Source organism: Bacillus sp. D7-8, from assembly GCF_052055895.1.
Taxonomy (GTDB): Bacteria; Bacillota; Bacilli; order Bacillales; family Bacillaceae; genus Bacillus; species Bacillus velezensis.
Map to the genome: position 1 here is coordinate 1978318 of NZ_CP179922.1, position 13160 is coordinate 1991477.

The window sequence follows — 13160 nt, forward strand, 5'->3', positions numbered from 1 at the left end:
CTTTCTTACTGTACTACCGCTTGTTTATGGTCTTTGGCAGACGTTTGGTGAACCTTTGTATTGGCTTCAAAAGCATACATAATTGCGTCTTCTTCTGATAAACCCGCCGCTTTTTGTTCTTCGATGCTGAGGAGCATTTGTTTATAGTTTTTCGGAATGACTTTGATAAAGGTTTCTGCGGCTTTTTCCCAATTGTCCAGGAGATCTGCGGCTTTTTTGCTGTTTGTCAGCGCCGCATGCCGTTTGACCATTTCTTGCACTTCTTTGATCTCCGCCTCATCCGTCAGCTTTTCAAATGAAATCATTTCCATGTTGCATTTGCGTTTAAATGCTTTGGCATCATCACTCAGGACGTATGCGATACCGCCTGACATTCCCGCCCCGAAGTTTTTGCCGACTTCGCCGAGGACAACAACCCGGCCGCCTGTCATGTATTCACAGCCGTGGTCTCCGATACCTTCTACAACGACATTGACTCCGCTGTTACGGACTGCAAAACGTTCACCTGCGCGCCCGTTAATGTACGCTTCCCCGCTTGTTGCTCCGTAAAATGCGACGTTCCCGATAATAACGTTATCGTGTGTTTCACAATTGAAGGCATCAGGCGCTTTCACGATGATTTTTCCGCCTGAAAGCCCTTTGCCTACGTAGTCATTTGAATCCCCGTTCAAATGAAGCGTCATCCCCTTAGGGACAAATGCTCCGAAACTCTGTCCGGCTGATCCGGTAAAATGAAGTCTGATCGTATCATCCGGCAGGCCTTCCGCTCCGTAGCGTTTAGAAATTTCACTTCCCGTCACGGTTCCGGCTACGCGATTTGTATTATTGATCTTGATTTCAGCTTCCGCTTCCTGTCCGGCTTCAATTGCAGCCTGCACCGCCGGAAGAATAACCGTCATATCAAGCGACTGGTCGATTTTATGGTTTTGCGCCGTACGGAAAGTGCGGACGCCTTCAGGCTGATACAGCAGTGTGGATAAATCAAGCTGGCCCGCTTTCCAATGCGCTTTTGCACGTTCACTGACATGAAGAACGTCCGTGCGTCCGATCATTTCATCAAGCGTCTTAAAGCCTAACTGCGCCATATATTCACGCACTTCTTCTGCGACAAACAGCATGTAATTTACGATATGGTCAGGATCGCCCATGAATTTTTTGCGAAGCTCCGGGTTTTGCGTCGCGACACCAACAGGACATGTATCTAAATGGCAGGCGCGCATCATGACGCAGCCGAGAACGACAAGCGGCGCTGTAGCAAAGCCGAATTCCTCCGCACCGAGCAAGGCGGCCATTACGACATCCCGGCCTGTCATCAGCTTACCGTCCGTTTCCAATACCACGCGATCCCGTAAACCGTTCAGCATCAGCGTTTGGTGAGCTTCTGCAAGACCAAGCTCCCACGGAAGACCCGTATGTTTAATACTTGTTTTCGGCGACGCGCCCGTTCCGCCGTCGTAGCCGCTGATGACGATGACATCCGCAGTGCCTTTTGCCACACCGGCCGCAATCGTGCCGACGCCGGCTTTTGACACGAGCTTGACGCTGATTCGCGCGCTTCGATTAGCATTTTTCAAATCATGAATCAGCTGCGCCAAATCTTCAATTGAATAAATATCATGGTGAGGAGGCGGTGAGATCAGCCCTACACCTGGTGTAGAACCGCGGACATCCGCGACCCAAGGATATACCTTGTTGCCCGGAAGCTGACCGCCTTCTCCCGGCTTCGCCCCTTGCGCCATTTTGATCTGCAATTCATCCGCATTGACGAGATAATGGCTCTTTACGCCGAAACGGCCGGAAGCAATCTGTTTAATCGCACTTCTTCTGTCGTCGCCATTTTCATCCGGAACGAAACGTTTCGGGTCCTCGCCGCCTTCTCCGCTGTTGCTTTTTCCGCCAAGCCTGTTCATCGCTATCGCTAAAGCCTCATGGGCTTCCTTGCTTAATGAACCGAATGACATCGCTCCTGTTTTAAAACGTTTCACGATGGAAGCAGCTGATTCAACTTCCTCTAATTTTAAAGGCTTGCGGTCTTCTTTGAAGGCGAACAGATTGCGTAAAAATCCGATTCGTTCTTCATCCGCTGCATGAGAATACTGCTTAAACAGGCTGTAATCATTTTTGCGGCAGGCCCATTGCAGCGTATGGATGGTTTTCGGGTTGAAAGCGTGGTGCTCTCCTCCGTTCCGCCATTGGAATTCACTTCCCGGATCAAGGGTTTGGCTGTAATCATCCTTGTACGCCGCTTGATGGCGCTGTTTCGCTTCTTGCGCAATCGTCTCGATATCGATTCCGCCAAGCTGAGATGCAGTACCGGTAAAGTATTTAGCAATAACGTCTTCACCGATGCCGACCGCTTCAAAAATTTGGGCGCCCCTGTAACTTTGCACAGTTGAAATCCCCATTTTTGACATCACTTTCACGACGCCTTCTGTTACGCTCTTTCCGTATTTGCTGACAGCTTCTTCATACGGAATATCAAGCCGGCCTTCATCGATTTCCTGCTTATACGTAGCGTAAGTCAAATACGGATTGACAGCATCTGCACCATACCCGATGAGAGCCGCAAAGTGATGAACTTCACGCGCTTCCCCGGATTCAACGATAATGCTTGCTTTTGTTCGCAGGCCTTGACGGATCAAATGCTGATGCAGCGCACTGACGGCCAAAAGCGGCGGAATCGGCGTCAATTCCTTACTCATTGCCCTGTCAGATAAAATTAACAGAGATACGCCTTCCTTGATCGCTTTTTCCGCCTGCTGAAACAAATCCTTCAGGCCTTTTTCTAGGTCATCGGAAAACAGCGTGCGGATGTTCTGGCTCTTAATGTCAGGATGCACAAGTGTTTTCAGCGCATAAAACTGTTCGTTTGATAATACAGGAGTATACAATTTTATGCGGCGTGCATTTCTTTCACTCGGATGCAGCAGATCGCCTTCAGCTCCAAGCCAGGTCACCGTAGAGGTCACAAGCTGCTCGCGGATCGCATCAATCGGCGGGTTTGTGACTTGCGCGAACAGCTGTTTAAAGTAATGAAACAGTGATTGGGCGCGATCGGATAAAACGGCGAGCGGCGAATCATTTCCCATAGAGCCGAGCGGGTCCTTGCCTTCTTTAATAACAGGAATTAAATACTTCTGAATATCTTCATACGTATAGCCAAACGCTTTTTGACGGACGAGAAGATCATCGAATTGTTCCTCTTCCCGGATTTCCGGGTCAGGATTCACTTGAACCAATTCTTCTTCAAGCCATTTTTGATAAGGGAATTCATTGGCAATTTCTGTTTTCACTTCTTCATCTGAAATAATCCGGCCTTCTTCTAAGTCAATGAGCAGCATTTTTCCGGGCTCCAGACGTTTTTTATGAAGAATGTTCTCCTGCTCTACTTCAATAACGCCGACCTCAGATGAGAAAATAATATGGTCATCTTTTGTCACATAGTAACGTGCCGGACGCAGGCCGTTACGGTCAAGGATGGCGCCGATCTGTTTTCCGTCCGTAAACGAAATGGCGGTCGGCCCGTCCCACGGCTCCATTAAAGAGCTGTGATATTCATAAAAAGCCCGTTTCGCTTTAGACATGTGAGTGTTTTCCGTCCATGGTTCCGGAATCAGCATCATTGCCGTATGTGCCGGTTTCCGCCCTGCCATCACGAAAAATTCAAACGCATTATCAAGAATGGATGAGTCACTGCCCTCAGCATTTAGAATCGGCAGCACTTTGTGAAGATCGTCTCCGAAGCTTTCTGAAACGAACTGCTGCTCCCTCGCTCTCATCCAATTGATATTGCCCCGGAGCGTATTGATTTCTCCGTTATGAATCAGATAGCGGTTCGGATGGGCACGTTCCCAAGTAGGAAAGGTATTTGTGCTGAACCTTGAATGCACGAGTGAAAATGCAGATACGAAGGTTTCATCCTGCAAATCCAAATAAAAAGCGTCAACCTGCTCAGGCGTTAACAAACCTTTATAAACAATAGTCTGGCTTGACAGGCTTGCGAAGTAAAAATCAAGCTGTTCTTGAACGCCCCAATTTTCCGCCTGCTTCCGGATGACATACAGTTTGCGTTCAAAAGCAAGGCTGTCTTTCAAATCGTTTGCGGCGCCGATGAATACTTGACGCACATATGGGCAAGTGCCTTGTGCCACTGTTCCGATTTTTCCGACATTTACAGGGACGGTTCTCCAGCCGAGAACGATCTGTCCTTCCTGCTCAATGAATGCATTCACCTGTTTTTCGATCTTTTTTCTTTCCTCTTCATTTTGCGAGAAAAAGACCATTCCTACCCCGTAACGGCCTTTTTCCGGCAGTCTCATTTCTCCGCACTCTTTCTTAAAAAAAGCATCAGGGATCTGAACCATCAGGCCGGCGCCGTCACCCGTATTCGGATCACTGCCCTGTCCTCCTCTGTGATCCAGCTGGCAAAGCATCTGCAGTCCTTTTTTGACAATGTCATGTGAAGGTTTCCCTTTTAAATGGGCATACAAGCCGATTCCGCATGCATCGTGCTCAAATTCCGGACGGTAGAGACCTTGTGCTTTCGGCATTTGATTGTAAGTCATAATTCCTCTCCCCCGATCAGTTTCCGTTAATTATCGGTCATAAAATCTGACAACTTTAAATTAATTGTAAGTTTTCAAAACAATATAAACAATATATAATTTAGATCAAATACATCTCAAAATGAGATAGATAGGTGTGAACGCAATGGAATTACGCCAGCTTCGGTATTTTATGGAGGTAGCAGAACGGGAACATGTGTCAGAAGCGGCTGATCATCTGCATGTCGCACAATCCGCCATCAGCCGGCAGATTGCAAATCTTGAAGAAGAGCTGAAAGTCACTTTATTTGAACGGGAAGGCAGAAATATTAAATTAACGCCGATCGGCAAACAATTTTTAGAACATGTTAAAACGGCGATGAAAGCAATTGATTACGCGAAGGAACAAATTGATGAATATCTTGATCCGAATCGCGGAACCGTCAAAATAGGATTTCCGACGAGCCTTGCAAGCCAGCTTTTGCCGACGGTGATTTCGGCATTTAAAGAGGAATACCCGAACGTTGAGTTTTTGCTCCGCCAAGGTTCTTATAAGTTTTTAATTGAAGCCGTAAGAAACAGGGATATAGATGCTGCGCTGCTCGGCCCCGTTCCGACGGAATTCCCCGACATAACAGGCAATATCTTATTCACAGAAAAGATTTACGCGCTTGTTCCGCTTCATCATCCGCTTGCCAAACAGAAAAATATTCATTTAATTGATCTGCGCGGCGACCAATTTGTTTTATTTCCTGAAGGGTTTATTCTCCGTAACATGGCGATTGACGCTTGCAGACAGGCCGGCTTTGCGCCGCTTGTATCGACGGAAGGCGAGGATTTAGATGCCATTAAAGGATTAGTCTCCGCGGGGATGGGAGTTACTTTATTACCTGAAAGCACCTTTGCAGAAACCACACCCCGGTTCACGGTCAAAATTCCGATTGAATTTCCTCAAGTGAAGCGCACTGTAGGCATTATTAAACCAAAAGGAAGGGAACTTGCTCCGTCTGCAAATGATTTCTATCATTTTGTCATTCAATTTTTCTCCAAACTTGAACAATATCAATAAAAAACAAACCCGAGCTTCAAAACGAAGCCTCGGGCTTTTTCATATTTTTATAGATCTTTCTCAGCCGATCGGAATGGATAGTTCAACGTGGCAGACAAACGCTTCCGGATCAATGACTGATTGATCGGTCTGTTTGGGCGGCGTTTCTTTAAAAGTCTTCAGCTGGGCTGAGGAATAGTTGACGATGCCGAGTCCGAGCTCTTCTCCCTGCTGATCAAGCAGCCTGACAACCGCTCCGCTGCTGAATCTGCCCTTAATCTGCTCGATGTCCTGCGGTGACAGCTCCATATTTCCGTTCGCGACATCGCGGCTGCTTTCTTTTTCCATCACAATTTCGCCTTCGGGGCCGGAATTAAATGCAAGCCATTGTTCTTTGTGGTTTAACGGCAGGGTTCCTTCCGCTTCAAAATAAGTTCCTTCAGCCGCCTCATCTACCGCTTGAAGCAGAATGTCCGGAATGTTAGCCTGCCCGAGAAAGCCTTTAATACCGGAGGCCATCACAATTTTAAAAGCATCCAGTTTCGAACGCATTCCGCCGGTTCCCATTTCACTCCCGGCATCTCCCGCGCTTGCTTCTATTTCCGGAGTGATGTCACTTACATGTCTGATTCTTTTCGCTTTCGGGTTGCTGCGCGGATTATCATCATATAAACCGTCAATGTCTGATAAAATCACAAGCATGTCGGCATCAATTAAACCTGCCACCTTCGCTGCGAGTGTATCGTTATCTCCGAATCTCAGCCGGTTGACTGTGACCGTGTCATTTTCATTAATAATCGGAATAATGCCCCGTTCCAAAAGGACGTTCATCGTATTGCGCACATTATGGTAGCGGTATTCATCGGAAAAGTCGCTTCTTGTAATTAAAATTTGTGATGCGACATAACCGTGCGCTAAAAACAGCTTTGAATAAGCCTCCATTAATAATCCCTGCCCGATGGAAGCAGAAGCCTGTTTTTCAGGGAGGCTTTCCGGTTTCTGAATAAATCCGAGCTTCCGATAACCTGCCGCCACTGCGCCGGAAGATACTAAAATCACTTCATAGCCGCTGTCTTTCAGCTGTGCGATTTGATCCACCAATGCTTCCAGCTTTCTTCTGCTGATTTCCCCGTGCAGGCTCGTCAGTGAGCTGCTGCCGATTTTCACGGCGACTCTTTTGATCTTCGTCCGAGACGTCACTGTATCACTCCTGTTTTTTAACGATTATAGTGCTGCCGTTTTTTCAATTGTTTTGCTGATCTCAATAGAACGTTCGGTCGCGTGTTTAATGGCTTTGGCAATGGCTTCTCCGCCGCCTTCTGACCTGAGCGCATCGAGGCCGGCTTCCGTCGTGCCGTTTGGAGAGGTGATGTTTTCCCGAAGCACATCCGGTTTTTCACCCGTTTCCATCAGCATTTTAGCGGCGCCCAATAACGTTTGCGCACCGATTTTGCGGGACAGCCGTTTGTCTAAGCCGGCTTCTTCACCTGCTTTTTCAATAAACTCCATTAAATAATAAAAGTACGCCGGTCCGCTGCCTGCGATGCCGGTGAAAATGTCCATCTGATCTTCCTTGATCACGTACACTTCCCCGAGGCATTCCAAAAGGGATACCGCGGTTTTTGCTGAACCGTAAGAGACATGGTCTCCGAAAGCCGCAGCTGTTGCCGATTCGCCGATCATGCTGGATGTGTTCGGCATCACTCTTACAACCGGCTGATTATCATGTAATGATTGTTGTATAAATGAGGTTGTTATGCCTGCCAGAACAGACAGGATGATTTGATGAGGTTGAATACGCCGTTTCAGCGCAGCCAGAGCGATTTCAGCATCCTTCGGTTTCATGGCTAAAATAAAGACATCAATGTCTTCGGTTTTCATGCTGTCAAAAGCAATGCCCTGAATACCGTATTGATGTTCCAATTCAGCGAGTCGCTCTGTATTGCGGCGGTTTGTCACGCAGATGTTTTGGTTGGGAATTTTTTTTGCGCGGACCATGCCTGATATCATTCCTTCAGCCATTGATCCTGCTCCGATAAAAGCAACTTTCTTTTGATCTAAGATCGGTAACATCTCCCTTGTTCGTATTTTGTTCGTATTTTTCACACGTTTTTTATGTTACCACTTCAAGAGTCGATGTCAAGTTTGAAGGTTTTATTGATATGTATTGTTCCGAGCCTGCTATTATGTATAATGAATCACAGAACATACCTTACAAACCTTTTGAGCCCGGGAGGCCGGGTGCGTTCCGGCCGGATTTAAAAGTTATCTGAAATGGCTTTTTCTATCAGCTTTTTGCAGCGGTCAAGCTCTGTCTTCAGCTGTTTTTTGTAAAGCTTCGCAGCTTCATAGTCTTTAAATTGATAGAGAACGACTTCCTGGAGTTTGGCTCCCTCTTTTTTCACTTTTACTTGCTTTAAAATCCCGTCATCCAATAGTTCGTGAAGTGAACGGTACACCTCGGTATGATTCGGCTTAAAACCGATGGGTTTAAATTCCGAACGCAGCACCTCGAGAAGCTTCAGTCCGTAAAGCCGTTCCTGCTCTGTCATTGTAATCATGTAAAGCTTTAAAAAAGCTCTTTGTTTCACTAAAAAACCGGTTGAACTTCTTTTTTCTTCTTTCAATATGTGCACACCCTTTCCTCTAACAAATAATTCCATGTACTAAATATTCTCTATAGATGCCCTTTTCCCTTTTTATATGCTGTATCAGTTTTATTTGTATCTTGTTGTTTTTATGGATAGAGGGAAAAATTGAATAAATGAACATTTGGTACATAGTTTATTTAGTATAACTATAACATGTTTGTGCCGATATTTCATTCTTCCGTTCAGGGGTAGTACCACATCACTATCAAGTTAAAAAACAAAATACCCCCTAAAATGAAAAAATACTGTAAAGTAATAATAAAGATTTGATATTATAATCAAATTATCGAAATGTTTATTTGGAGGTTTTATTAATGAACATTTTAAGTTCGTGGTTATATAACATGAAAATCATAAAATACTTATTGGGAAGGAGTTGATAATTTAAAACTAAAGGAGAGATATTAATGATATATAGAAAAGCAAATCAGAAAGATTATGATACAATTTTGAATATATGGGAAGAGTCGATTTTAGCTACTCATCATTTTTTAAGAGATACCGATAGAGAAGAGTTTAAAAAAGAAATACCCTCATATTTCCCACATCTTAATATCCAGTTATGGTATGAGAAAGAAGATTTAATTGGCTTTTCTGCTATAAATAAACAACACTTAGAAATGTTATTCTTAAAACCTAATAAAATAGGTAAAGGATACGGTAAAGCTATTATTAATTCTTTAATTAAAGACTTTGATATTACAACAGTTGATGTAAATAAAGACAATAAGAGTGCAACTAAATTCTATATTAATAATGGCTTTTTTATAGTAAGTGAAACGGAAACAGATTCTTCTGGACGTCCATACCCTATACTAGAGCTAAAGTTAAAATAAGGTAAAGGTGAAAATCCTCCCTTACCTTTGATTTTTGCACTAAACTGCGCGTTAGTCCAATAAGAATTAAACAACTTTATTGCCACTTAACAAATACGCTATTCTTTTCGTAGAATCATAGGAAAGGATGGCGTTTTTGTATGTCTATTTCTATATCTGATGAATTACAATTATTTGCTCAAGAAATTCAAAGGTTTTTATCTCCAAACGCCTTACAGAATCTTGCTAGGGATGTTGGGTTTGTTCAGCAATTGAGTAAGTACCAAGCAAAGGATTTAATCGCTTTATGTGTGTGGATGAGCCAAAAAGTTGCTACGACTTCTTTAACTCAGCTATCTAGCTGTTTAGAAGCATCAACTGATGTGCTTATCAGTCCTGAGGGACTGAATCAACGATTTAATCAGGAAGCTGTTCATTTTTTGCAACAGATATAGCCAAACTACTAAACCAAAAATTAGCTTCATCTGTATCGTTTTCTTCTCCCTATACTTCTGTTTTCAAACGTATTCGTATTCTAGATTCAACTGCATTTCAACTACCTAATTCCTTTTCAAGCGTTTATCCAGGTGCTGGTTTTTGTGAATTGATAGCTTTTAATCTTGGCAAAAGCTACTTCCCTTGACCGTGACTGTCTACACATACACAGCTTTTAAAGCTGTATGGTACCTACTGACCTATATAGGTTATTTCTTACGTAACCTGGGTAAAATAAATTAAAGATTTTGAAATAATAAAAAACAAATATCCTATAAATTCTTATAAAAATCTTTAAAAATGCATATTTCACACAAAGAAAGCTGCTTAAAATGAAACCGTATTATAAATCTTTGTTATTGACTAACATGCTGCTTAATCGATTTTAAAGTATTTGTTAGCAAAGAAGGAGAAGATAGAATGGAAAAATTAGTTGGGAAAGTAGCCGTTATTACAGGAGCTGGCGGCGGATTAGGTAAATATATTGCACTTCGCTTCGCAGAAGAAGGTGCTAAACTAGCATTATGTGATATCAATGCAGAAGGGCTTAACGAAACAGCTGAATTATGTAAAAGCATAGGTGCAGATGTATTTGCAAAAGCATTTGATGCTACTGATATTAAGCAGTCAACAGAATTTATTTCGGATACGGTTGTACAATATCAAACCGTAGATATTTTAGTAAATTTAGCGATGGCGATTGAGCCACCTCATTCATTTTTGGATCATACAAGAGAGACACTTGATAGAAGTTACCAGACTGGTCTCGTTACAACATGGGATTTTATGAAACTGTGCTATCCATACCTTAAAGAAAATGGTGGTAAAATCATTAACTTTGGCTCTGGAAGTGGTATTGAAGGACAGGAGGGCTATGCAGCTTATGCAGCGATCAAAGAAGCGATTCGCGGTCTTTCTAGAGTAGCTGCTCGTGAATGGGGTCCTGACAATATTAATGTAAATGTAGTAAATCCAGGAGCAATTACAGATGCTATACAAGCGTACATCAACCATTTGCCTGAAGGTCAGCGTGACCCATTATACTTAGGCTTTAAGCAAACTTCGTTAAGACGATTTGGCACGCCATATGAAGATATTGCACCTGCCGTACTGTTTTTAGCGAGTGATGATTCTAGACATATTACTGGGCAAACATTAAATGTAGATGGCGGTGTCATTATTAACGCTTAATGCCATAAATGAAGTAGATTATACATATTGCAATCTATGTAGGAAAATGTTAATTGAATCTGTTGAACAATTAAATATGTCTAATAAGAAAAAACTGCTAATACGTAATGGATTAGCAGTGTTTTTCGTGAAGAATAAATTAATGAATGAGTGGATTTTTTCGGTATTGATTTGGTGTTATGCCAGTATAGTCTTTAAATATGCTTGAAAAGTGGCTTTGGTTATTAAAGTGAAGCAGCATACAAATGTCGGCTACAGAATAGTCAGTTTGGATAAGTAATTTTTGTGCCTCTTTTATTTTTTCTTCTTGAATATATTTTCCAAGGGGTTTGTTTGTTTCTTTTTTAAAGAGCTGAGACAAGTAAACAGGATTTAAATGGACTAGGTCTGCTAAATCCTTTATCGAAATTTGCTCAAAAATATGATTGAATATATAGTTTTTACAAACATTCACAGCTTTAGAATGCGTGTTTTCCCTGTTTTCATTCATACGGTCAACTAATGAAAATAATAAGTCATCACCAATTAATAAAATTTTTTGTAAGTCGAAAGTTTCTTCTACTTTTTGAATGCTAATATGGCTCATTGTATAGGCAATTTCAGGATAAAGACCGCCTTCAATAGCTGCTCTCGTACCAAGTGCAATATAAATAATTACTTGATTTTTAATGTTACGAAGGTGGCTTTTTTTCGAAAGTTGACTCATGCCCTCCATTTTAATGCTTTCCAAATGCTGCAACAGCTTTTCTTTCTTCCCTTCACTTACATATTGCCATATTTTCTGTTCAATTCGGTGATCCATATGAAAAGAAGCCTCAAGACGATGATGCCGTATTAGTTGCTCAGTATGAGCCGGTTCAATTTCGTCAAAATTCATTAATTGGGATCTCACTAATTCTTCTTCAAGAGGCTCTTGGCAGATTAAAAAATACGTGAGCGAGCAAAGCGATACAATTTGTTTTTGGTTTAACAGCTCTAATTGACTGTAATAATGGTATAACTCTTGCTGATAACTAGAGGGAATATGATAGTCATGCATAATACCATTTACGCTGTTTTCGGTCATTTCAAAGGAAGTGAAAGGTCCGATTATTACTGTTTCTATGGAAGATAGATGGAATACGATAAATATTTCTAAATAGTTTGTTATTCTAATCAAAGGAACGTTATATTGATCGTCTGGTTGAATGAGCCTGTTTATAGATGTTTCTACTGAATCAAAAAGAGGATGTTTCAGCTGTTCGCCACTGCTAGTTAGGGAATGACATTTTTCATTGGAAATAAAAAGAGGGATATTGTATGCGTCATAAATCAATTGAGAGATATATTCTAAGTTGTTTTTCATTTTGCCACTCCTGATATATCAAATTTATAAAGCGCCTTCATTTTTGAATTAAAAATAAAGATGTCCCTGGATTGATGAGAGACCTTCCCTATATAGCGTCTTTTGGGAACTTTATTTGCTTAACGTTGTAAATCCGCATTTTTCTGACGCTACCCCAATTATAACTTATTTTAATCTTGATATTTCCTTATTTCGGGTTGTGACAGCTTCGCTGGTACTCCCCCGTTCACGGAAATTCAGAAGATGAATCTTTTGATCTATTAACATCCCCTTCAAAAGATAATCAGAAGAGCCGATGGACCGTTTCGAATGGAATAAAAAAGACCCGTCATGAAGACAGGTCCCCTTTTGTTTAAGGATTAGTTGACCACAAACCGGCAGTTTTGATGAAAATGCGCGGATGTAATTTCAATTGAGCAACCATATATTCTGCAAGATCCTCAGGTTGCATGACTTTTTCCGGATTGCCGTCTGTCAGATTTAATTCAATAGACATGTCGCTGGCAACCGTGCTCGGAGTCATTGCGCTGACACGGATATTGTGTTTTCTGACTTCCTGCATGAGAGATTCAGTCAGACCGAGAACGGCAAATTTAGAAGCGCTGTACGCACTTGTCGCCGCGGCGCCTCTTTGGCCCGCCGTAGAAGAAATATTAATGATATCTCCTGATTTTCTCTCAATCATTTCAGGTAGAACGGCGCGTGTCACGTGGTATACACCCATTACATTCACTTGAATGATGTCTTCCCACTCTTCAGGCGTAAGATCCAAAAATCCGCCGAATTTGCTGATTCCGGCATTATTAATCAAGATGTCAATCTCACCGAGTTCTTCTTTAATAGAGGAGACGGCTTGCTCTACCTCTTTTTGGTTTTTTACATCGGCAGCAGCGAATGATGCCTTTACACCAAGGGCTTTCACTTCTTCCGCAACCTTTTCGACATTTGCTTCTGTGCGGCCGATTAAACCGATATTGACTCCTTCTTTGGCTAAAGCGATAGCGGCGGCGCGGCCGATTCCTCTGCCCGCACCCGTGATAAGAGCCGTTTTGTTTTGTAAACTTTCCACGT

The 13160-nt window shown here is 42.5% G+C and carries 9 protein-coding genes and 1 pseudogene; 4 read left to right on the top strand and 6 right to left on the bottom strand.

The window, feature by feature from the left end:
* Positions 1-5: 5 nt before the first annotated feature.
* The gene (gene gltB / locus ACKTRM_RS09445; protein ID WP_012117714.1) at positions 6-4565 is read right to left on the bottom strand and encodes a glutamate synthase large subunit; all 4560 of its coding nucleotides are present in this window, start codon (positions 4563-4565) and stop codon (positions 6-8) included.
* Between the two features lie 145 nt (positions 4566-4710).
* Here gltB and ACKTRM_RS09450 point away from each other — a divergent pair, with 145 nt between their 5' ends.
* Complete coding sequence (locus ACKTRM_RS09450; RefSeq protein WP_003153836.1) at positions 4711-5613, top strand: LysR family transcriptional regulator; 903 nt, start codon at positions 4711-4713, stop codon at positions 5611-5613.
* A gap of 60 nt (positions 5614-5673) precedes the next feature.
* Here ACKTRM_RS09450 and proB read toward each other — a convergent pair whose 3' ends face one another.
* The 3 genes from proB to rtp all read right to left on the bottom strand — a co-directional run bounded on the left by proB (position 5674) and on the right by rtp (position 8219).
* Positions 5674-6792, bottom strand: a complete 1119-nt coding sequence (gene proB / locus ACKTRM_RS09455) for a glutamate 5-kinase (protein WP_012117715.1) — start codon at positions 6790-6792, stop codon at positions 5674-5676.
* A gap of 24 nt (positions 6793-6816) precedes the next feature.
* On the bottom strand, positions 6817-7665 hold the full coding sequence (gene proC / locus ACKTRM_RS09460) for a pyrroline-5-carboxylate reductase (protein ID WP_007407345.1): 849 nt from the start codon (positions 7663-7665) through the stop codon (positions 6817-6819).
* A 185-nt stretch (positions 7666-7850) separates the two neighbouring features.
* Entirely contained in the window at positions 7851-8219 is a 369-nt protein-coding gene (gene rtp / locus ACKTRM_RS09465) for a replication termination protein (protein ID WP_003153833.1), read from the bottom strand.
* A 431-nt stretch (positions 8220-8650) separates the two neighbouring features.
* Here rtp and ACKTRM_RS09470 point away from each other — a divergent pair, with 431 nt between their 5' ends.
* The 3 genes and pseudogenes from ACKTRM_RS09470 to ACKTRM_RS09480 all read left to right on the top strand — a co-directional run bounded on the left by ACKTRM_RS09470 (position 8651) and on the right by ACKTRM_RS09480 (position 10744).
* Entirely contained in the window at positions 8651-9079 is a 429-nt protein-coding gene (locus tag ACKTRM_RS09470) for a GNAT family N-acetyltransferase (RefSeq protein ID WP_440898453.1), read from the top strand.
* Between the two features lie 140 nt (positions 9080-9219).
* Positions 9220-9659, top strand: a pseudogene (locus tag ACKTRM_RS09475) (IS4 family transposase); the annotation flags it as partial.
* Between the two features lie 314 nt (positions 9660-9973).
* On the top strand, positions 9974-10744 hold the full coding sequence (locus ACKTRM_RS09480) for an SDR family NAD(P)-dependent oxidoreductase (protein WP_440898454.1): 771 nt from the start codon (positions 9974-9976) through the stop codon (positions 10742-10744).
* Positions 10745-10883: 139 nt separating this feature from the next.
* Here ACKTRM_RS09480 and ACKTRM_RS09485 read toward each other — a convergent pair whose 3' ends face one another.
* Positions 10884-12089, bottom strand: coding sequence for a helix-turn-helix transcriptional regulator (locus ACKTRM_RS09485; RefSeq protein ID WP_012117720.1), 1206 nt, complete (start codon positions 12087-12089; stop codon positions 10884-10886).
* A gap of 352 nt (positions 12090-12441) precedes the next feature.
* Positions 12442-13158: a 3-ketoacyl-ACP reductase gene (locus ACKTRM_RS09490; protein WP_007407344.1), complete on the bottom strand. Its 717-nt coding sequence runs from the start codon at positions 13156-13158 to the stop codon at positions 12442-12444.
* Positions 13159-13160 lie beyond the last annotated feature (2 nt).